We start from the raw sequence: 20,645 nt of genomic DNA, 5'->3' as shown, positions 1-20,645 counted from the left end.
CAGGCGGCGGCCGCCGCCCCGGGGAGCGTGTCCCCGGGGCGGCGTGCCCATCGGTCTCAGTCCCGCGGCTTCTCGCGGAGCTCGTAGGCCTCGATGATGTCGCCTTCCTTGATGTCGTTGTACCGCAACGTCATACCGCATTCGAAGCCCTCGCGAGCCTCCATGACGTCGTCCTTCTCGCGGCGCAGCGACTCGATCGTCGTATCGGCGATCACCACGTTGTCGCGGAGCAGACGCGCCTTGGCGTTGCGCTTGACCAGCCCGGAGGTGACCATGCAACCGGCGATGTTGCCGAACTTCGAGGAACGGAAGATCGCGCGGATCTCGGCGCGACCCAGCTCGACCTCCTCGTAGATCGGCTTGAGCATGCCCTTGAGGGCCTTCTCGATCTCGTCGATGGCCTGGTAGATCACCGAGTAGTACCGGATGTCGACGCCCTCGCGGTTGGCCAGCTCGTTGGCCTTGCCCTCCGCGCGCACGTTGAACCCGATGATGATCGCGTTGGACGCCGACGCCAGGTTGACGTTGGTCTCGGTGACGCCACCGACACCGCGGTCGATGACGCGCAGCCGCACCTCGTCGCTGATCTCGATGCCGAGCAGCGCCTCCTCGAGGGCCTCGACCGTACCGGAGTTGTCGCCCTTGATGATCAGGTTGAGCTCCGAGGTCTCCTTCAGAGCGGCATCCAGATCTTCCAGGCTGATCCGCTTGCGGCTGCGGGCGGCCAGCGCGTTGCGCTTGCGCGCGCTGCGCCGGTCGGCGATCTGCCGAGCGATCCGGTCCTCGTCGACCACGAGCAGGTTGTCACCCGCGCCGGGCACCGACGTGAAGCCGATGACCTGCACCGGCCGCGACGGCAGCGCCTCCTCGACGTCCTCGCCGTGCTCGTCCACCATGCGGCGGACGCGGCCGTAGGCGTCGCCGGCGACGATCGAGTCGCCGACCCGCAGCGTGCCGCGCTGCACCAGCACCGTGGCCACCGGGCCGCGGCCGCGGTCCAGGTGCGCCTCGATGGCGACACCCTGCGCGTCCTGGTCCGGGTTGGCCCGCAGGTCCAGGGCGGCGTCCGCGGTCAGCACCACGGCCTCGAGCAGCGCCTCGATATTGGTGCCCTGGCGCGCGGAGATGTCGACGAACATGGTCTCGCCGCCGTACTCCTCCGACACCAGGCCGTACTCGGTCAGCTGCTGGCGGATCTTCTGGGGGTTCGCACCCTCCTTGTCGATCTTGTTGACTGCCACCACGATCGGCACGTCGGCCGCCTGCGCGTGGTTGATGGCCTCCACCGTCTGCGGCATGACGCCGTCGTCGGCGGCGACCACCAGCACCGCGATGTCGGTGGCCTTCGCGCCGCGGGCACGCATGGCGGTGAACGCCTCGTGACCCGGGGTGTCGATGAAGGTGATCAGGCGCTCGTCGTCGGCGACGTTGGCCATGACCTGGTAGGCGCCGATGTGCTGGGTGATGCCGCCGGCCTCGCCCTCGCGGACGTTGGTCTTGCGGATGGTGTCCAGCAGTCGGGTCTTACCGTGGTCGACGTGACCCATGACGGTCACCACCGGCGGACGGACCTGCAGGTCGTCCTCGTTGCCCTCGTCCTCGCCGTAGGTGAGGTCGAAGCTCTCCAGCAGCTCGCGGTCCTCGTCCTCGGGCGAGACCACGTGCACGACGTAGTTCATCTCGCCGCCGAGCAGCTCGAAGATCTCGTCGTTGACCGACTGGGTCGCGGTCACCATCTCGCCGAGGTTGAACAGCACCTGCACCAGCGAGGCCGGGTTGGCGTTGATCTTCTCGGCGAAGTCGGACAGCGAGGCGCCGCGGGCGAGGCGAATGATCTCGCCGTTGCCGCGGGGCAGCCGCACGCCGCCGACCGACGGAGCCTGCATCGAGTCGTACTCTTGCCGCTTCTGTCGCTTCGACTTACGGCCCTTGCGGGGCGCGCCGCCGGGACGGCCGAACGCACCGGCCGCACCGCCGCGGCCACCGGGACCACCCGGACGGCCACCGCCGCCGGGACGACCGCGGAAGCCGCCACCGGCCGCGGGTGCACCCGCACCGGCGCCGCCACCGGCACCGCCGCCGCGGTAGTTGCCGCCGCCACCGCCGCCACCGGGACGACCGCCACCGGGGCCGCCGCCGGGACGACCCGGACGACCGCCACCGGCCGGACCGGGACGGGCCGCACGCTGCGGCATCGCGCCCGGGTTGGGCCGCGGCGGCATCGAGCCGGGACTCGGCCGCGGGCCGGACGGCCGCTGGCCGCCCTGCGGAGCCGGACGCGGGGCGTTGCCCGGCGACGGCCGCGGACCACCCTGCGAGGGGCCGGGACGCGGGCCGGGGGCCGGCCGCGGCGCGGGCCGCTCGGGCGCGGACGAGAACGGGTTGTTGCCGACGCGCGGGGTCTTCGGCCCGGGCTTGGGGCCGGGACGCTGACCGGGCTGCGCGGGCGCGCCGCTCTTGGGCTGGCCCGGACGGGGACCGCCCGGAGCCGGACGCGCACCCTGCTGCGGCGCGGGCGCGGGCTGCGACGACGCGGCGGCCGGGGACGGCGTCGCCGGACGCGCGTCGCCGGGCTTGGGCGCCGGGCCGGGCTTCACCGCGGGACCGGGACGGGCGCCCGGGGACGGCGCGTCGGTACGGGCCGCGGGAGCCGACTGCTGCGGCTGCTGCTGCGGCGCGGGCCGAGACTGCTGCTGCGGCGCCGGCGCGGGACCGTTGTTGCGCGGGCCGGGTGCGGGACCGGGACGCGGACCGGGGGTCGCGCCGGGCGCGGGCTTACCGGACGAACGCGCGGCCTGGCCGGGACCGGGCCGACCGCCGGATTTCGCGGTGCCGTTCGGGGCCGACTTCGACGCGAACGACTCCCGCAGCCGACGCGCGACGGGTGCCTCCACCGTCGACGACGCCGACTTCACGAACTCGCCCTGCTCCTTCAGCGTTGCGAGTAGTTCCTTGCTCGTGACACCGAGTTCTTTCGCCAACTCGTGCACGCGGGCCTTGCCTGCCACTGCTCTCCTCACTGAGAGGTCGAGCGTGACAGTCCGTCCGGGGACGGTAGTCCGCACGACCTCCGATTATCTTCGATGGCCGATCATCGTTGGTACTTCACGGTGTGCTCATGAGTGCTCGTGCCTGTTCTCCACGTAGTGCTCCAGGGCTGAGATATCCAGTTTTCCGGACACTCTTAGCGCTCTGCCGAACGCTCGGCGCCGAACTGCCGCGCTCAGACAAGCCGAATCGGGGTGCAACCAGGCACCCCGTCCGGGAAGTCTGTGCCGCGGATCGGGAACGACCGCAACGCCGTCCTCGTCGGACGACAGCGCCACGATCCGCAACAGATCGGCGGCCAGCTCGCGTTTCCGGCATCCCACACACGTCCGAACGGGACCCGAGGGCGGTGCCTCGGCCTGCGCGGTGCGCGTGGAGACCGGAGACTCGTGCTGAGCCTGCGTCCACTCTACCGCTGCCATGTCCCGAACCCCGCATCCAGCCCTCTGATTGGTTACCAACCTGTCATGTCGTTGCGTCGTCGCGGCTGCTAGCCGCCGTGCGGGGCCTCGCTGCGCACCGAACCCGAGCCCGTCACGTCGGGGGCCGCGTCGCTGCGGATGTCGATGCGCCAGCCGGTGAGCCGGGCCGCCAGCCGGGCGTTCTGGCCCTCCTTGCCGATCGCCAGCGAGAGCTGGAAATCGGGGACCACGACCCGCGCCGCGCGCGCCTCCGGGTCCACGATCGTCACCGACACAACCTTCGACGGGCTCAGCGCATTCCCGACGAAGGCGGCCGGGTCCTCGGCGTAATCGATGATGTCGATCTTCTCGCCGGCCAGCTCGCTCATCACGTTGCGCACACGCTGGCCCATCGGGCCGATGCAGGCGCCTTTGGCGTTGACGCCGGGGACGGTGCTGCGCACCGCGATCTTGGACCGGTGCCCGGCCTCGCGGGCCACCGCGACGATCTCCACCGACCCGTCGGCGATCTCGGGCACCTCGAGGGCGAACAGCCGGCGCACCAGGTTCGGGTGCGAGCGCGAGAGGTTGATCTGCGGGCCGCGCGGGCCGCGCGACACCGCGTAGACGTAGCACTTGATGCGGTCGCCGTGCTCGTAGGTCTCGCCGGGGACCTGCTCGGCCGGCGGGATCAGGCCCTCGGCGCCGTGCGCCTCGCTGCCGATGCGCACCACGATGGTGCCGCGGGCGTTCATCCGGGCGTCGCGCTGCACCACGCCGCCGACGATGTCGCCCTCGTGGGTGGAGAACTCGCCGAACGACTTCTCGTTCTCGGCGTCGCGCAGCCGCTGCAGCACCACCTGGCGGGCGGTGGTGGCGGCGATGCGGCCGAAACCCTCTGGGGTGTCGTCCCATTCGGAGATCGTGTTGCCGTCGGCGTCCACCTCGCGGGCCAGCACCCGCACCACGCCGGTCTTCTGGTTGATGTCGATGCGCGCGTTGGGCTGGTGGCCCTCGGTGTGCCGGTACGCGGTCAGCAGCGCGGACTCGATCGCGGAGATCACCGTCTCCATCGAGATCCCCTTGTCCGCGACAATCGCGCGCAGGGCTTCGATTTCGATGTTCATTCCACGATCCCTTCGGTCGGCGCGGCTACTGAGTGGGGTGCTCCCTGATCTTGTGCCCGGTTCTGCTCGTCGGCGGCGCCGGGTTCCGGACGGCCCGGCGCCACCCCGCCCGCCAATTCCAGCTCCGCCGCGCCCGGCGGCGAGAACTCCACCTGGACGACGGCCTGCGCGATATCGGCGAGCGGCACGGTGACGCGGTGCGGTTTTCGCTTCCCGCCGAGCACCAGGGCCACCTCGGTGTCGGTGGACGCGCCCACCCGCGCGTCGAATCTGTTCTCGCCCTCGGGCCCCGGCACGCCGGGCCGCATCGTCACGCGCACCTTGCGGCCGCGGGCGCGCCGCCAATGCCGGGGCGCGGTGAGCGGGCGGTCGATGCCCGGCGTGGTGATCTCGAGCAGATACGGGGTCTCCCCGAAATCGCCGACCTGATCGAGCAGATCCGAGATCTCCGAACTCAATTCCGCGACGGTGTCGAGGTCGATCGCCTCGTCGCCGTCCACCGTCACCGTCACCCGCGCCTGACCGGCGGCCGCGATCGCCACGCCCTCGAGGTCGAATCCTCGGCGCTCGACGGGACCAGCAACGAGCTGGCTCACCCTTTCCTCGGTCGGCATCGGCATGTGGGGCGGCTCCTGGTTCAGTTGTGGCGCGGTGGAGTTGTGGGTATCGGTCCTGGTCGGGCATGGTCAGCGCGGATCGACGGCGAAATTGTTCGCCGCAGTTCCAGCGTAACGCGCTGCAAGAGTGTAAAGGACCAGCCAACCTTCTCGAGTTTCGCGCCCGGTATCCGTGGCGCGCCGACGGCACGCCGCGCGTCCGCGCCCCTCGACACTTCGGTCGCGACAATGACTGGCACGATGTAGGCGTGCCGAGCACCCACACCTCCGTGCCACCGGACCCGTCCGCGCTCGACCGGCCGGTCCGGACAGCGCCGACCGGAGCACCCCGGACAGCGGTGAAACCCGTTGCGTTGGACCGTCGTTCGATGTTGCGCACGGCGGGCGGCGGCGCCCTCGCGCTCGCCGCGCTGGGCGCGAGCGCCTGCACCGGCGACCGGACGCCGGAGCCGGATGTGCTGCTGGCACAGGAACAGTCGGCGCGCACCGACGCGGTGTGGGCGCGGGCCGCGGCCGCGGTGGCGCCCGAGCGCACGGCCGCGCTGACGGTGATCGCCACCCAGCGCACCGAACACGCGGACGCCTTGCGCGCGGAAATAGATCGCGCCCTCGGCCGCTACGGCGACGGCACGAAACCGAAATCCGGCACGCCTCCGGTGACCCCGCCCGCCGCCCCGGTCCCACCCCCGACCGTCGCGGCGCTGCGCGAGCAACTGTCCCGCTCGCAGCGCTCGGCCGCCGACCTGGCGGTGACGCTGTCCGGTCATCGCGCCGGGCTGCTGGCCGCGATCAGCGCCGCCTGCGCGACGCACACCGGGGTGCTGCTGGCATGAGCGGGCACGACCGCACGCGGGGCGTCGCCATGGTGCGCCTCGCCCGAAACGGAAGGGGCGCAGCATGAGCGGCCAGGATCAGCAGGCACTCACCGATGCCTTGAGCGCCGAGTACGCCGCGGTCTACGCCTACGGCGTGGTCGCCGCTTACGCCTCGCCCGAGCGCAACCAGGTCGTCGCGGAGTTCACCGCCGCCCACCGCGCCCGCCGCGACGCCACCGCCGACCTGCTGAAGTCCCTCGGCGCGACCGTTCCCGCACCGGCCGCGGCCTATCCGCCCCCGTTCCCGGTGAACGACCCGATCCCCGCCGCCAAACTCGCCGTCACCGTGGAGTCGGAGACGGCCGTCGCCTGGCGCTCGGTGGTGGAGCGCACCGGCTCCCCCGACCTCCGCCGCACCGGCACCGACGCCCTCACGGAATGCGCTGTGCGCCTCGCGGTCTGGCAGACGATCCTGGGCACTAACCCGCCCACCGTCGCGTTCCCGGGCACACCCGCGTAGACAGGCACATCTCCGAAGGTCAGGAACCCGCGGTCCGAGAGCCGGAACCCGCGATGCGAAAGCCAGGACCCGCGGGACGAGAGCCAGGGACCCGCGGGACGAGAGCAGGACCCGCGGGCTGAGTCCGCGAGTCCTGGTTTCGGAGTTCGGGATTCAAGGCCTGGTTCAGCCGAACGCCTTGGTGAGGACGGTGGCGACCGCGTGCTCGACGGGCACCTCCTCGTTGGTGCCGGCGAAGCGGTCGCGGAGTTCGACCTTGCCGTCGGCCCAGCCGCGGCCGACCACCAGGACCAGCGGCATGCCGAGGAGTTCGGCGTCCTTGAACTTCACGCCCGGGGAGGCGGTGCGGTCGTCGAGCAGGACCTCGAGTCCGGCGGCGTCGAGGTCGGCGGCGACCTGTTCGGCGCCGGCGCGGGCGGCCTCGTCCTTGTTGGCGATCACGACGTGCACCTGGAACGGCGCGACCTCGCGCGGCCAGCGCAGGCCCTTCTCGTCGTGCAGCTGCTCGGCGAGCACCGCGACCATGCGCGACACCCCGATGCCGTAGGAACCCATGGTCAGGCGCACCGGCTTGCCGTTCTCGCCGAGCACGTCGACCTCGAACGCGTCGGTGTATTTGTAGCCGAGCTGGAAGATGTGGCCGATCTCGATGCCGCGCGCAGCGCGCAGCACGCCCTGCCCGTCGGGCGAGGGGTCGCCGTCGCGGACCTCGGCGGCCTCGATGGTGCCGTCGGGGGTGAAGTCGCGCCCGGCGACCAGGCCGACGACGTGCTTGCCGGGCGCGTCCGCACCGGTGATCCACGACGTGCCGGACACTACGCGCGGGTCGACCAGGTAGCGAACCCCGTTGGCCTGCAGCGCCTTCGGCCCGATGTACCCCTTGACCAGGAAGGGGTTGGCGGCGAAGTCGGCCTCGCCGAGCAGTTCCACCTCGGCGGGCTCGAGCGCGGCGCCCAGGCGCTTGTCGTCGACCTCGCGGTCGCCCGGCACACCGATGCCGAGGATCTCGGTCTTGCCGTCGGGGTGGCGCAGCTTCACCATCACGTTCTTGAGCGTGTCGGCCGCGGTCACCGGACGGCCGAGCCGCTCGCCGATTCCCGCCGAGTTCGCCCAGTCGACCAGCGTGGCGATGGTCGGCGTTCCGGGGGTGTCGTGCACCTGCGCCTCCGGCTGTCCCTCGATCGGGATCTCGGGCGGCGCGGGCGTGCGCACGGCCTCGACATTGGCGGCGTACCCGGATTCGTGGCACACCACGTAGGTGTCCTCGCCGACCGGGCTGTCGGCCAGGAACTCCTCCGACGCGCTGCCGCCCATGGCGCCCGAGGTCGCGGCCACGATCACGTAGCTGACCCCGAGCCGCTCGAAGATCCGCCGATAGGCCTCGCGGTGGGCCTGGTAGCTGGCGGCCAGCCCGGCCTCGTCCAGATCGAAGGAGTAGGAGTCCTTCATGACGAATTCGCGGCCGCGCAGGATGCCGGCCCGCGGCCGCTCCTCGTCGCGGTACTTGGTCTGGATCTGGTAGAGCGTGACCGGCAGGTCCTTGTAGGAGTTGTATTCGCCCTTCACCGTGAGCGCGAACAGTTCCTCGTGCGTGGGCCCGAGCAGGTAGTCGGCCTTCTTGCGGTCCTGCAGCCGGAACAGGCTGTCGCCGTACTCGGTCCAGCGGTTGGTGGTCTCGTAGGGTTCGCGCGGCAACAGCGCGGGCAGCGAGATCTCCTGGGCGCCGATGGCGTTCATCTCCTCGCGCACCACGTTCTCGATCTTGCGCAGCACCTTCAATCCCAGCGGCAGCCACGAGTAGACGCCCGGCGCGAGGCGGCGGACGTACCCGGCGCGGACGAGCAGCTTGTGGCTGGGCACCTCGGCGTCGGCGGGATCGTCACGCAGGGTGCGCAGGAACAGGTGGGAGAGGCGGGTGATCACGGGTGCACAGCGTAGCCGGTACCGTTTCCGCTCGTGCTGGTGATCCTGCCTCCTTCCGAAACCAAGTCCGACGGTGGCACGCTCGGGCCGCTCGACCTCGATCGGCTGTCGTTGCCGCAGCTCACCGCCGTGCGGGACAAGCTGGTCACCGAACTGATCGAATTGTCGTCCGACCCGGCGGCGGCGAGCCGCGCGCTCGGGCTCGGCAAGGGGGCCGAGGCGGAGATCGCCCGCAACGCCGCGCTGCGCACCTCCCCCACCCGCCCGGCGCTGGAGCGCTACACCGGCGTGCTCTACGACGCGCTCGACGCCCGCGCCTTCACGAAAGCACAGCGGGCGAAGGCCGAGGCCCGGCTGGCGATCGGCTCGGCGCTGTTCGGCGTGGTGCGCGCCGGCGACCCGATCCCCGCCTACCGGCTCTCGGGCGGCTCGAAACTGCCTGGGCTGCCTACCCTTTCGTCACTGTGGAAGCCGGTGCTGGCGCCCGCGCTGCGGGCCGAGACCGAGGGACGGCTGGTGGTGGATCTGCGCTCGGGCACCTACCAGCAGCTCGGCCGCGTCCCCGGCGCGGTCACCGCGACCGTGCTCACCGAGCGGCCGGACGGCACCCGCACGGTGGTCAGCCATTTCAACAAGCACCACAAGGGCCTGCTGGCGCGGGCGCTGGTGTGCGGCCGCGCCGAGCCGACCGAGATCCGCGGCCTGGCCCGGGTCGCCGAGAAGGCCGGGCTGCGGGTGGAGATCGCGTCGTCCACCGAACTGCTCGTGCTCACCTGAGTGAATTCCCGGTGTCGTACCGTCGAATTCGAAAGAAATTGCTCGCGGCCTGAATTCGAATTCGCGATGACGAAATAGTCCGGCGCTCCGCATATTCGACTTCACGGCCCTCGGAAGATATTGCCTCGCTTGGGAATGTCGCGATTCATCACGTAAGGTTGGCGCCGCGTGCGAACTGCCCGCATACTTTCGCTGCGATGCCGAGGAGCTTGGCGTGGGTGTGAATTCCACCCCTGATGACAAGGCCGCCCGTGAAGAAAAAGCGCTGCGCGAGCTGACGAATCGTCTGGTCCTGTCCTATACCGGCAGCCATTCCCCGGAACGGGTGGAAAGCGTGGTCGGCGCGGCTCGGAGCCGTTTCGACGGCACGACGGTCCGTGATTTCGTGCCCATTCTGGTGGAGCGCCGCGCCCGGCGCGATCTGGAGAGCCGGCCGGAGGCGCCGGCCGAAGAGGCTGCGGCCGAATCTGTTTCGCCCGCCGCGGCGGTGACCGGCGACGACCGCGCCCGGCCCACCCTGCGCGGCCTGCTGCCGCCGCCGTGGACGGGCCGCCGACTGCTGCTGCCGGCCGGCGTGCTCGTGTTGGTGGCGGCGGTCGCGGCCGCGGTCGGTCTCGGCGGTTCGGCGCCGGAAACGCCTGCGGCGGCGACGGTCTCGCTGACCAAGGTGAGCGGGGTGGTCGGTTCGGAGAAGGCGGCCTTCTTCGCCGACTCCCGGGTGGCGGACGTGCTGGCCCGCCACGGCCTGCGGGTCGAGGTGGACCGGGCCGGTTCCCGGCAGATCGCCACCACGGTAGACCTGGGCCACTACGACTTCGCCTTCCCCTCCAGCGCCCCGGCGGCCGAACGCGTACTGCGCCAGCGCAATACCACCGCGCAGTACACGCCGTTCTCCTCGCCGATGGCTGTCGCGACGTTCCGGCCGATCGCGGACCTGCTGACCGCGGCCGGGGTGGTGCGGCCGGGCCCGGTGCCGACCTTCGACATGAACCGCTACCTGGACCTCGCCCAGCGCGGCACGCAGTGGGATCAGTTGCCCGGCAACACCGAATACCCGGTGCGCAAGAGCATGCTCATCTCCACCACCGATCCGCGCACCTCCAACTCGGCCGCCATGTACCTGGCCGTCGCGGCTTACGTCGCCAACGACAACGCGATCGTGCGCGGCCGCACCGCCGAGGAATTCGTGGTGTCGAAGGTGTCGAGGCTGTTCACCAAGCAGGGCTTCACCGACAGTTCCAGCGAGGGACCGTTCGCCGAATACCTCTCGGCCGGAATGGGTCCCACGCCGCTGGTGTGGAGTTACGAGGCCCAGTTCGTGGAGGCCGGGGTGGAGGGGCGGCTGCGGCCGGACATGACGCTGCTGTATCCGTCGCCGACCGTGCTGTCGCGGCACACGCTGGTGCCGCTGACGCCCGAGGGCGACCGCATCGGCCGCCTGCTGTCCACCGATCCGGAGTTGCAGCGCCTCGCCGCCGAGCACGGGTTCCGGCCCAACGACGGCGCGCAGTTCGCGAAAGTCGTTGCCGAGCACAATGTTCCGGTCGCCGCCACCGTGGTCGACGTGGTGGACACCCCGGCCTACGACACCCTCGAACACCTGCTCGACGGTGTCGCGGAGTCCTACAACTGACCGCTGTTCAGGTGACCGGGCAGCACGCAGACCGTGTCCAGGCCGAAGACGCGGTTGAGGCGGCCGAAGCCGAGCCACGACCCCAGGCACATGGTGAGTTCGACGACCTCGCGCTGGGTGTACGCGGCGAGCATGCGGGCCCAGAACTCGTCGTCGAGGCCGTGGTGGTCGAGGACGTAGCGCTCGGCGTACTCGGCGGCCAGCCGGGTGCGGTCGTCGAACCGGTCGGTGGTGCGCCAGTCGGTGACGGCGTCGGCGAACTCGGGTTCGACCTTCGCGCCGTCGCGCTCGGTGCGCCAGTCCTGGCAGAACAGGCAGCCGTTGAGCTGGGCGACGCGCAGCCGGGCGGCCTCGAACTCGCGCAGCCCCAGCGTGCTGTGCGAGTAGACGGCGAGCGCGAATTGCGAAGCGGCCGGGCCGATTCCGGGTACCAGCTCGCCCCACACGTATTCGATCGGGTCGCGGCCCTCCGGCACATCGATGATCATGGGTGTCTCCTTCCGAGGATCCCGGCCGCCGGGCGCAGCGGCACGTCGAGCGCGTCGTAGAGTCCGGGGTCGGCGGCGGCCAGCCACTCGATCGCGCCGACCAGGCGGCCGACCGCGGTGGCATTGCCGCCCGCCGAGCGGTTGCCGTCCTCGTCGGTCGCCTCGACGCTCACCTCGATGCGCGGGCGGCCCTCGACGATCACCCGGTGGGCGCCGTCGCCGGTCGGCGGGGTGGGCCAGTCCGGCGCGCAGGACGGGTGGATGCGGGTGACGTGCTCGATGACCAGGCGCGGCTCGCCGCCGACGAGGCCCTGCACCTCGAACCGCACCGCTCCCTGCGTGCCGGCCTCGAACGCGCCCATCCGCTCGGTGACGACGGTGGTGTCGAGTGCGCGGCGGTCCAGGGTCTCGCGGATCTCGTCGAGGTCGGCGCCCAGGGCGCGGGCGAGCAGGCGGATCTGGCCGCCCCACACCATGGTCGGCACGCCGGGAGCCAGCATGGGCGGCTGATAGTCCATCGGCTGGCCCATGCCGACCAGGTAGCGGACCGAGTCCGGCTGGTCGTAGGTGGTGTAATCGAAGATCTCCTGGCAGCGGATCGTCTCGACCTCGGTGCCGAGGCCGGCGACCAGCAGCGGCAGCACGTCGTTGCCCCAGCCCGGGTCGACGCCGGAGACGAACAGCGAGCCGCCGCCCGCCGCGATCGCGGACAGCACTTGATCGCGCAATTCCGGTGGGGCGCCGCGCTGGTCGTAGAAGGCGTAGAGCGCGGGCGTCACCACCACGGCGCCCGCGTGCAGGGCCCGGAGGATGTCGGCGAGCGCGTCGTCGGGGCGGATGTCGCCGGAGGCCGCGTAGACCACCGCGCGCGGGCGGGTCGCCAGCACCGCCTCGATGTCGCGGGTGGCGGCGACGCCCAGGACGCGGTCGAGGCCCGCGAGGTCGCCGGCGTCGCGCCCGGCCTTGTCGGGATTGTTCACGAGCACACCCGTCAGCTCCAGCGCCGGATGGGCGGCCACCGCCCGCACGGCGGCCCGGCCGACGTTGCCGGTGCCCCAGACGATCGTGGGGATCATCGCGCGAGCGTAGCAAGCGCTTGGTCGGCAGGTGCCCAACTTGGGCGATTCGACCGTTTGCCGAGGTGGGTCGGGAGCGCCGAGGCAACCGTGCGGCGAGTCGGCGCGTGCGGCGGCGGTCGTTCCCGTTGCGGTGGTAGAAGTGCCTGATGGAGAGCCCAGGCATGGATCCGGAGCTGATCGAGCTGGCGACCAGGATGTTCGACCTCGCCAGAACCGGCGACGCGGCGACCTTGACCGCCTACCTCGAGGCCGGGGTGCCGCCGAACCTCACCAACGACCGCGGCGACACCTTGCTCATGCTCGCCGCCTACCACGGCCACCACGCCGCGGTCACCACCCTCCTCGACCACGGCGCCGACCCCAACCGCCCCAACGACAAGGGCCAAACCCCCGCCGCCGGAGCGGTTTTCAAGGGCGAGGACGACATCCTCCGGGCCCTCCTCGCCGCCGGCGCCGACCCCGACGCGGGCACCCCCTCCGCCCGCGAATCCGCCACCATGTTCGGCAAGACGGACCTACTGCGCCTCTTCGACTGAGCCCACCCCTCCCGGCATGCTCAGCCACTCCCGTCGTTCCGGCATGCTCAGCCGTCTTCCTCGTCATTCCGGCATGCTCAGCCGTCTTCCTCGTCATTCCGGCATGCTTCTGGCCGGAATCCACCTCGGCGCAATGGATCCCGGCCGAAAGCATGCCGGGATGACAGGGGATGGCAGAGCTTGCCGAGAAGGAGCGAAGCGTCAAGGCTCCCCGGGGCGGGTGAGGTCGCGGATCAGTAGGGCGGTGTGGAGGGAGGTGCGGGATTCGCCGTCGTCGAGGTCTACGCCGAGGATGCGTTCGATGCGGGCCAGGCGGTCGTAGAGGGTGGGGCGGCTGAGGTTCAGGCGGCGGGACAGTTCGGTTTTGTTGCCGGCCAGGTCGAGGAATTGGCGCAGGGTGGCGGTGAGGTCGCCGCGGTGGCGGATGTCGTGGCGGAGCAGGGCCCCGAGTTCGGTCTCGGCGAAGTTCTGGACGGCGGGGTCGCGGTGGATCAGCGAGAGCAGGCCGCGCAGCCGGACGTCGCCGCCGCGGTAGAACGGGCGCGCCGACGCCGAGCGCAGCGACAGCGCCACCTCCGCCACATGCCCGGCGTGGGCGAGTTCGCGCGCGGCGTCGAGCAGCGATTCGGAGTCGGCGGCGACGCCCGCGGCGACCCGCCGCACACCCTCGACGCGGCGGACCTCGGCGGCGATCGCGGTGCAGATCTTCGTGAGGCGGTCGTCGAGATCGGCCGCGCGGCCGACCGCCACCACCAGGGTGACCTGCTGGTGATCCCCGGTCGCGAGCGCGGTCGCCTTGGTGAGGCCGAGGCCGTGCCCGACCGCGTCCAGCAGCGCCGCGGCGCGCCGCTGCCGCCCCACCGGATCCGATTCGGCAAGCGCCGCAACGTGCATCGCGAGCGGCACGTAGCGCGCCCGGCGGGCCAGCCCGAGCGCCGCCGCCCGCGCCGCCGCCTCGCGCTCGTCGGCCAGCCGACCGCTGACCAGGTCCGCGAGCAGTCCGGTCTGGGCCTGCCGGTGCAGGCCGAAGCGGTCGCGCTCGATCATCCGGTGCAGGGTGAGGGTCTGCGCGGCACGTTCGAGCACCAGCCGGGCGCGGGTGGTCGGAATATGCGGCGACCGCAGGATGAGCCGCCCCCACGGCTGGGTGTGCGGGCCGACGGGCACGACGCTGTCGTCCTCGGCCAGCATGCGGGAGGTGGTCTCCCAGTCGTCGAGCAGCGCGGCGGCCGAGCCGTGCCGCGCGGTCGCGGTCAGCACCCGGTGCGCCAGGTCCTCGAGCACCACCGAGGCGTCCAGCAGACCCGCGGCGGTCTCGACGATCTCGGCCAGCGACGCGCGGCGCACGCTCAGCGCCGTGAAGGTCTCGTGCACCGAGTGCGCGAACTCCAGTTCCGCGTATCGGTCGGCCACGATCACCCGGTGCACCGCCTCGGTGACCTCGACGAACCGGGTGATGCGGTGCAGCGCGACCACCGGCAGCCCCAGCCGGTCCGCGGCCGCCGCGACGCCGGGCCCCACCTCGGCCACGGTCTCGCCCAGTTCCACCACCAACCCGGAAACACCCACGCCCGCAAGCGCTTCCAGGTAGCGCACAACCTCCGATTCGCCGCGCACCAGCGGCTGCCCGGTCGTCAGCACCAGCTCGCCTCCGGCCAGCAGTGTCGCGACATCCGGCAGTTCGCTGACGTGCACCCAGCGCACCGGCCGTGCCAGCCCGGCGGCCCCGCCCACCACCACGGGCCGCCCGGCCCGCACCACGGGCATCGCCAGCACATCGGCAACAGTCGGAAGCACCGACGAATCGTAAAATATTGCCGCCGGGACCCGACACTCCGACGGTCCGAACACGCGCCCCAACAGGGCACAGTGTGTCCAGGGAGAACGGCGTCCCGTGCCCACGCCGGGCGAGTACGACGGACACGACGTCCCGGGAACGGATTCGAGGAGCATCATGCGGACCATCGCCCACTGGATCGACGGCAAGCCGTTCGACGGCACGAGCGTGGCCACCTCGCCGGTGACCAACCCCGCCACCGGCGTGGTGACCGGGGAGGTCGCCCTGGCCGACGCCGCCGATGTGCGGGTCGCGGTGGAGGCGGCGGCCGCGGCGTTCCCGGGCTGGCGCGACACCTCGCTGACGCGGCGCACCCAGATCCTGTTCCGCTTCCGCGAGTTGCTCAACGAGCGCCGCGAGGAGGTCGCCGCGCTCATCACGGCCGAGCACGGGAAGGTCGCCTCCGACGCGCTCGGCGAGGTCACCCGCGGCCTGGAGGTGGTCGAATTCGCCTGCGGCATACCGCATCTGCTCAAGGGCGGCTTCACCGAGAACGCCTCGACCAAGGTGGACATCTTCTCGATCCGCCAGCCGCTGGGCCCGGTGGCGATCATCTCCCCCTTCAACTTCCCCGCGATGGTGCCGATGTGGTTCTTCCCGGTCGCGATCGCGGCGGGCAACACGGTGGTGCTCAAGCCGAGCGAGAAGGACCCGTCGGCGTCGCTGTGGCTGGCGCGGCTGTGGAGCGAGGCGGGCCTGCCCGACGGGGTGTTCAACGTGGTGCAGGGCGCCAAGACCGCCGTCGACGCGCTGCTGGACGACCCGGGTATCAAGGCCGTGTCGTTCGTCGGCTCGACTCCGATCGCGCGGTACGTCTACGAGCGCGGCACCGCCACCGGCAAGCGCGTCCAGGCCCTGGGCGGGGCGAAGAACCACATGGTGGTGCTGCCGGACGCCGACCTGGACCTGGCCGCGGACGCCGCCGTCAACGCCGGGTTCGGCTCGGCGGGCGAGCGCTGCATGGCGATCAGCGTGGTGGTGGCCGTGGGCACCGTCGCCGACGACCTGGTCGCGCGAATCACCCAGCGCGCCGGTACGATTCGCACCGGCGACGGCACCCGCGGCACGGACATGGGCCCGCTGGTGACGCGGGAGCACCGCGACCGCGTCGCCGGGTACGTGGCGAAAGGCGAGGCCGAGGGCGCGCGCGTGGTGCTCGACGGGCGCGGTGTGGCGGCCGACGGCGAGGCCGGCGGGTTCTGGCTCGGACCGACGATTCTCGACCATGTCCGCCCCGAGATGAGCGTGTACACCGACGAGATCTTCGGACCGGTGCTCTCGGTGGTGCGGGCGGCGTCCTACGAGGAGGCGCTGGCCCTGATCAACGCCAACCCCTACGGCAACGGCACGGCCATCTTCACCAACGACGGCGGCGCGGCCCGGCGCTTCCAGACCGAGGTCGAGGTGGGCATGGTCGGCATCAACGTGCCGATCCCGGTGCCGATGGCGTACTACAGTTTCGGCGGCTGGAAGTCGTCGCTGTTCGGCGACTCGCACGCGCACGGCCTGGACGGCGTGCACTTCTACACCCGGACCAAGGCGGTCACCACCCGGTGGCTCGATCCCAGCCACGGCGGCCTGAATCTCGGTTTCCCCCAGAACGATTGACGGAGCACGGTATGACACTGCCCAACGGCCTGAGCCGCGACGACGCCCGCGCCGAGGCCGCCCGCGCCTACGAACTGGACCGTCGCCACGTATTCCATTCCTGGTCGGCGCAGCGGCAGCTGACGCCGATGACGATCACGGCGGCCCAGGGCAGCTACGTCTGGGACGGCGAGGGCCGCCGCCTGCTGGACTTCTCCTCGCAGATGGTGAACACCAACATCGGCCACCAACACCCGAAAGTCGTTGCGGCCGTGCGGGAGCAGGCGGCGAAGCTGTGCACCGTGGCGCCGCACCACGCCAATGCCGCCCGCTCGGAGGCCGCCCGGCTGATCGCCGAGCGCACCCCTGGCGACCTGGACCGGGTCTTCTTCACCAACGGCGGCGCCGACGCGGTCGAGCACGCCGTGCGGATGGCGCGGCTGCACACCGGTCGCCCGAAGGTGTTGTCCCGCTACCGGTCCTATCACGGCGGCACCGAGACCGCGGTCAACCTCACCGGGGATCCGCGGCGCTGGCCCAACGATCGCGGTGCCAGCGGCGTGGTGCACTTCTTCGGCCCGTTCCTGTACCGGTCGCAGTTCTACGCGCGCGACGAGGCCGAGGAGTCGCAACGCGCGCTGGCCCACCTGGAACAGACCATCGCCATGGAGGGGCCGGACACCCTCGCGGCCGTCGTGCTCGAATCCGTCCCGGGCACAGCGGGAATCATGGTGCCGCCGCCGGGCTACCTGGCGGGTGTACGGGAGCTGTGCGACCGGTACGGGATCGTCCTGATCGCCGACGAGGTGATGTCCGGGTTCGGCCGCACGGGACGCTGGTTCGCCCTCGACCATTTCGGCGTCGTTCCCGACCTGCTGACCTTCGCCAAGGGCGTGAACTCCGGATACGTCCCGCTGGGCGGGGTGGCGCTGAGCCCGCGCCTCGCCGCCACCTTCGACGACCGGGCCTATCCGGGCGGGCTGACCTACTCCGGCCATCCGCTGGCGACGGCCGCGGCGGTCGCGACCCTCACGGCGATGGCCGAGGAGGGCGTGGTCGACAATGCCGCGCGCATCGGCGACCAGGTGCTCGGACCGGGTCTGCGGGACCTCGCCGCGCGGCATCCGAGTATCGGCGAGGTACGCGGCCTCGGCGTCTTCTGGGCGCTGGAACTGGTGCGCGACCGCGCGACCCGCGAACCGCTCGCCCCCTACGGCGGCAGCAGCCCCGCGATGACCGAGGTGGTCGCCGCCTGCCGCGCCGCCGGACTCCTGCTGTTCGTGAACTTCAACCGCCTGCACGTGGTCCCGCCCTGCACCATCAGCGAGGCGGAGGCGAAGGAGGGCTGGCGATTCTGGACGAAGCGCTGTCCGTGGCGGATCGGCATACGGTTCGCTAGCCGGGCATGATGCGTCGTCCGCACGGACGCCGACGGCGGCGGAAGCACGCGCACCGATACCCGGGCACGAGGAGCCGACGGCCTGACCGATGCCGGCGGCGGATCCGCAATGGAAACGGTAGGCAGCGTGCCGACCTCACCGATGCCGAACCCACCGCACGGGGGAGGCGGGTACCTTCTGGGCTATGTCACTACAGCCCCACCGCTGGTCGCCGCCGACGGCGACGCCGCGCGCCCGCGAATCCCGCAGTGTCCCACCGATGCCCGCGTTGCGGCTGGTGCCGCTGCCGGGCGCCGCGCCCGAGGACGTCGTGGTGGGACCGGACGGCCGGGTGTACACCGGCGTCGACGGCGGCGCGATTCTCGCCGTCGCGCCGAGCGACGGCAGCGTCGAGGAGATCGCGCGCACCGGCGGCCGCCCGCTGGGCCTGCACGCCGAACCCGGCGGCGGCCTGCTGATCTGCGATTGCGAGCGCGGGCTGCTGCGGCTGGACAAGCCGCACGGGGAGATCGAGGTGCTGGTCGACGAGGTGGACGGGCAGCCGCTGACCTTCGCCAGCAATGTGGTCGCCGACGCCGACGGCACCGTCTACTTCTCGGCCTCGAGCCGCCGCTACTCGCTCGACAACTACATGGGCGACTTCTTCGAGCACTCCGGGACCGGGCGCCTGTTCCGCCGCACTCCCGACGGGGTGGTCGAAACCCTCGCGGACGGACTGCAATTCGCCAACGGCGTGGTGCTCGCCCCCGACCGCTCGTGCGTGCTGGTCGCCGAGACGGCCGCCTACCGGGTGACCCGCTACTGGCTGACCGGCCCGCAGGCGGGCACCTCCGACCACCTGGTGCAGAACCTGCCCGGCTTCCCCGACAACATGGGCCTGGGCAGCGACGGCCTGGTCTGGGTCACGCTGGTGTCGCCCCGAAACCCGTTGCTGGACAAGCTCCTTCCGCTCCCGGGCATAATCCGCAAGCTGGTGTGGGCGATTCCCCCGGCCCTCCAGCCGAAACCCGCCCGCACCGCCTGGGTCCAGGCCTTCGACTTCACCGGCACCCTCGTCCACGACCTGCAACGCGAGGGCGACGAGTACGCGCTGGTCACCGGCGTCGCCGAACGCGACGGCACCCTCTACCTCGGCAGCCTCGTCGAGTCGTCCCTCGCCATCACCCAGGTCCCCGGGTAGATACGGCAGCCCTCGCCCGCCGCACTGCCCGCGATCCGTCGAAGCTATCGCCGGGTGCCCGCCACAGCCGGAGAGGCGAGAGCGTCACCCACCCCGATCTCGCGTAGGTTCGTCCTCGGCGAGATCCGCTCGACCGCCGCTCAGGACTGCTGCGCTTCCTCCTGCGCGTGGTGCGCCTGAGCGAGTTGCTGCGGCGTGTAGCGCAGCGTGAGCGCGATCAGCCCGACCACCGCCGCGCCGATGCCGCAGACGAACAGCACCAGGGTGTAACCGCTGCTGAGCGCGGAGATCTGGGCGTCGGTCATATTCGCCGCGCGACCCGTCCGGCCGCCCAGCGACAAGGTGCGGGACGCGGCGATCGGGCTGAGAATGCCGATGGCCAGCGGCGTCCCGAGATTGAAGATCATCTGCCCGATGGCCGACAGCGGACCCACCTCGCTCGTGGGCACGCCGACCAGCAGGCACAGCGGCGCCACCACGATCACCACGCCGACGCCGAAACCCGCGCCGAGCAACAGGATCAGCAGGGTCGGCGCGTATTCCACGCCGCCGTCCAGGGTCGAGCCGTAGACGCCGGCCGCGGCCAGCACGATCGCCGAGCAGAGCAGCAGCCAGCGCGGCCGCACGGCCATGGCCGCCTTGGAGGCGACGGCGGTGCCGACACCCGCGCCGAGCGTGAACGGAATCGACGCCAGGCCCGCGACCAGCGGGCTGTACCCGATGACGTTCTGCAGGAACTGCGCGACGAAGTAGGTCATCCCGGCCAGCACACCCGAGCCCAGCAGCAGCGCCAGGAAGGTGGCGGCGCGGTCGCGGTCGCGGAACAGCGACAGCGGCAGCACCGGATTCTCCGCGGTCCGCTCCACCAGCACGAACGCCACCAGCAGCAGCACACCGGCCAGCAGGGATCCGAGAATGATCCAGCTGTCCCAGCCCAGCGCGGGCCCCTCGGTGGCGCCGAACACCACCGCGACGCACGCCGCCGTGCCCAGCACCGACCCCGGAACGTCCAGGGCCAGCCGCTGATGGGTGGTGTCGCGCAGCACCAGCAGGGCCCCGACCACGATGAGCACACCGATCGGCACATTGATCAGGAAGACCAGCCGCCAATGCAATTGGGTCAGCGCACCGCCGATCACCAGACCGCCGACGGACCCGATGGCCTGCATCGAGCCGAAAATGGCGATGGCCTGGTTGCGAACCGGGCCCGGCGCGTACGTGCTGACCACGAGGGCCATCGCCGAGGGCGCGGCGATGGCGCCGCCGATGCCCTGCACCGCGCGAGCGATGATCAGCATGACCTCGTCCTGCGCGAGCCCGCACGCCAGCGAGGCGAGCGTGAAGACGATGACGCCGATGACCAGCACCCGTTTGCGCCCGAACAGATCACCCAGCCGCCCGCCCAGCAGCATCAGACCGGCGAAGGTCAGGCCGTAGGCGGTCACCGTCCAGGCGCTGCCGCCGCTCGACAGTCCCATCTGCTCCTGCAGCCGGGGTAGCGCCAGAATCACGATGGTGCCGTCCAGGATCACCATCAGGTTCAGACCGCTGAGTACCAGAATCGGCAACCCGAAGGCCCGCTTCGTCACTGGATATCGCGTCGTCGCGGCGGGGTTATCGAGCACAGTGAGTCACTGTAACGGATACTCGACGTCCCACCCGCGCCCGTCCGAGCCG

16 protein-coding genes and 1 pseudogene are annotated in these 20,645 nt (G+C 71.4%); 8 read left to right on the top strand and 9 right to left on the bottom strand.

What is annotated here, in order from left to right; all coding sequences use genetic code 11:
* Positions 1-56: 56 nt before the first annotated feature.
* From infB to rimP, 4 genes are all read right to left on the bottom strand, one after another.
* Complete coding sequence (gene infB, locus IU476_RS20800) at positions 57-3,008, bottom strand: translation initiation factor IF-2 (RefSeq protein ID WP_195102463.1); 2,952 nt, start codon at positions 3,006-3,008, stop codon at positions 57-59.
* Between the two features lie 108 nt (positions 3,009-3,116).
* The gene (locus tag IU476_RS20795) at positions 3,117-3,470 is read right to left on the bottom strand and encodes a YlxR family protein (protein WP_195102462.1); all 354 of its coding nucleotides are present in this window, start codon (positions 3,468-3,470) and stop codon (positions 3,117-3,119) included.
* 68 nt (positions 3,471-3,538) lie between these two features.
* Positions 3,539-4,576 (bottom strand): transcription termination factor NusA, encoded by a 1,038-nt coding sequence (nusA, locus tag IU476_RS20790; protein WP_195102461.1) that lies wholly within the window; start codon positions 4,574-4,576, stop codon positions 3,539-3,541.
* Entirely contained in the window at positions 4,573-5,196 is a 624-nt protein-coding gene (rimP, locus tag IU476_RS20785; protein ID WP_195102460.1) for a ribosome maturation factor RimP, read from the bottom strand. The genes nusA and rimP overlap by 4 nt, the downstream gene beginning before the upstream one ends.
* A 365-nt stretch (positions 5,197-5,561) precedes the next feature.
* On the opposite strand from rimP, the gene IU476_RS20780 reads away from it, so the two are divergent.
* On the top strand, positions 5,562-6,026 hold the full coding sequence (locus tag IU476_RS20780) for a hypothetical protein (protein WP_228823978.1): 465 nt from the start codon (positions 5,562-5,564) through the stop codon (positions 6,024-6,026).
* Between the two features lie 64 nt (positions 6,027-6,090).
* Positions 6,091-6,528 (top strand): ferritin-like domain-containing protein, encoded by a 438-nt coding sequence (locus tag IU476_RS20775; RefSeq protein WP_195102459.1) that lies wholly within the window; start codon positions 6,091-6,093, stop codon positions 6,526-6,528.
* A gap of 165 nt (positions 6,529-6,693) precedes the next feature.
* On the opposite strand, the gene IU476_RS20770 is transcribed toward IU476_RS20775, so the two are convergent.
* Positions 6,694-8,451, bottom strand: coding sequence for a proline--tRNA ligase (locus IU476_RS20770; protein WP_195102458.1), 1,758 nt, complete (start codon positions 8,449-8,451; stop codon positions 6,694-6,696).
* Positions 8,452-8,484: 33 nt separating this feature from the next.
* On the opposite strand from IU476_RS20770, the gene yaaA reads away from it, so the two are divergent.
* Both yaaA and IU476_RS20760 read left to right on the top strand, forming a co-directional pair.
* The gene (yaaA, locus tag IU476_RS20765; RefSeq protein WP_195102457.1) at positions 8,485-9,228 is read left to right on the top strand and encodes a peroxide stress protein YaaA; all 744 of its coding nucleotides are present in this window, start codon (positions 8,485-8,487) and stop codon (positions 9,226-9,228) included.
* A 214-nt stretch (positions 9,229-9,442) separates the two neighbouring features.
* A complete protein-coding gene (locus IU476_RS20760) occupies positions 9,443-10,861 on the top strand; it encodes a three-helix bundle dimerization domain-containing protein (protein ID WP_324194166.1) in 1,419 nt (472 codons plus the stop codon).
* Here IU476_RS20760 and IU476_RS20755 read toward each other — a convergent pair.
* Positions 10,852-11,349 (bottom strand): carboxymuconolactone decarboxylase family protein, encoded by a 498-nt coding sequence (locus IU476_RS20755; RefSeq protein WP_195102455.1) that lies wholly within the window; start codon positions 11,347-11,349, stop codon positions 10,852-10,854. The two genes, IU476_RS20760 and IU476_RS20755, sit on opposite strands and share 10 nt — an antisense overlap.
* The gene (locus IU476_RS20750) at positions 11,346-12,425 is read right to left on the bottom strand and encodes an NAD(P)H-dependent amine dehydrogenase family protein (protein ID WP_195102453.1); all 1,080 of its coding nucleotides are present in this window, start codon (positions 12,423-12,425) and stop codon (positions 11,346-11,348) included. Before IU476_RS20750 ends, IU476_RS20755 begins: the two co-directional genes overlap by 4 nt.
* Before the next feature lie 149 nt (positions 12,426-12,574).
* Here IU476_RS20750 and IU476_RS20745 point away from each other — a divergent pair, with 149 nt between their 5' ends.
* Positions 12,575-12,964, top strand: a complete 390-nt coding sequence (locus tag IU476_RS20745) for an ankyrin repeat domain-containing protein (RefSeq protein ID WP_228823977.1) — start codon at positions 12,575-12,577, stop codon at positions 12,962-12,964.
* A 201-nt stretch (positions 12,965-13,165) separates the two neighbouring features.
* On the opposite strand, the gene IU476_RS20740 is transcribed toward IU476_RS20745, so the two are convergent.
* Positions 13,166-14,761 carry a PucR family transcriptional regulator gene (locus IU476_RS20740; RefSeq protein ID WP_195102451.1) on the bottom strand — a complete coding sequence of 532 codons (1,596 nt, stop codon included), beginning with the start codon at positions 14,759-14,761 and terminating at the stop codon, positions 13,166-13,168.
* A gap of 157 nt (positions 14,762-14,918) precedes the next feature.
* On the opposite strand from IU476_RS20740, the gene IU476_RS20735 reads away from it, so the two are divergent.
* From IU476_RS20735 to IU476_RS20725, 3 genes and pseudogenes are all read left to right on the top strand, one after another.
* Positions 14,919-16,409: a CoA-acylating methylmalonate-semialdehyde dehydrogenase gene (locus IU476_RS20735; RefSeq protein ID WP_195102449.1), complete on the top strand. Its 1,491-nt coding sequence runs from the start codon at positions 14,919-14,921 to the stop codon at positions 16,407-16,409.
* Positions 16,410-16,420: 11 nt separating this feature from the next.
* A pseudogene (locus IU476_RS20730) lies at positions 16,421-17,787 on the top strand (aspartate aminotransferase family protein).
* Positions 17,788-17,972: 185 nt separating this feature from the next.
* Positions 17,973-18,968 (top strand): SMP-30/gluconolactonase/LRE family protein, encoded by a 996-nt coding sequence (locus IU476_RS20725; protein WP_228823976.1) that lies wholly within the window; start codon positions 17,973-17,975, stop codon positions 18,966-18,968.
* A gap of 140 nt (positions 18,969-19,108) precedes the next feature.
* On the opposite strand, the gene IU476_RS20720 is transcribed toward IU476_RS20725, so the two are convergent.
* Positions 19,109-20,593, bottom strand: a complete 1,485-nt coding sequence (locus IU476_RS20720) for an MFS transporter (RefSeq protein ID WP_438944040.1) — start codon at positions 20,591-20,593, stop codon at positions 19,109-19,111.
* Positions 20,594-20,645 lie beyond the last annotated feature (52 nt).

Origin of the sequence: Nocardia blacklockiae (assembly GCF_015477355.1) — a bacterium.
GTDB classification, from domain to species: domain Bacteria; phylum Actinomycetota; class Actinomycetes; order Mycobacteriales; family Mycobacteriaceae; genus Nocardia; species Nocardia blacklockiae.
The sequence above is the reverse complement of the archived record's forward strand: the minus strand, read 5'-3'. Positions and strand labels throughout refer to the sequence as shown.

What these genes read in the sequence shown, in the direction of transcription:
- IU476_RS20795 (WP_195102462.1), bottom strand. Translation starts at nt 3,470, where the DNA reads ATGGCAGCGGTAGAGTGGACGCAGGCTCAGCACGAGTCTCCGGTCTCC.
- IU476_RS20735 (WP_195102449.1), top strand. Translation starts at nt 14,919, where the DNA reads ATGCGGACCATCGCCCACTGGATCGACGGCAAGCCGTTCGACGGCACG.
- IU476_RS20780 (WP_228823978.1), top strand. Translation starts at nt 5,562, where the DNA reads ATGTTGCGCACGGCGGGCGGCGGCGCCCTCGCGCTCGCCGCGCTGGGC.
- IU476_RS20745 (WP_228823977.1), top strand. Translation starts at nt 12,575, where the DNA reads ATGGAGAGCCCAGGCATGGATCCGGAGCTGATCGAGCTGGCGACCAGG.
- IU476_RS20755 (WP_195102455.1), bottom strand. Translation starts at nt 11,349, where the DNA reads ATGATCATCGATGTGCCGGAGGGCCGCGACCCGATCGAATACGTGTGG.
- nusA (WP_195102461.1), bottom strand. Translation starts at nt 4,576, where the DNA reads ATGAACATCGAAATCGAAGCCCTGCGCGCGATTGTCGCGGACAAGGGG.
- IU476_RS20725 (WP_228823976.1), top strand. Translation starts at nt 17,973, where the DNA reads ATGTCACTACAGCCCCACCGCTGGTCGCCGCCGACGGCGACGCCGCGC.
- rimP (WP_195102460.1), bottom strand. Translation starts at nt 5,196, where the DNA reads ATGCCGATGCCGACCGAGGAAAGGGTGAGCCAGCTCGTTGCTGGTCCC.
- IU476_RS20775 (WP_195102459.1), top strand. Translation starts at nt 6,091, where the DNA reads ATGAGCGGCCAGGATCAGCAGGCACTCACCGATGCCTTGAGCGCCGAG.
- IU476_RS20750 (WP_195102453.1), bottom strand. Translation starts at nt 12,425, where the DNA reads ATGATCCCCACGATCGTCTGGGGCACCGGCAACGTCGGCCGGGCCGCC.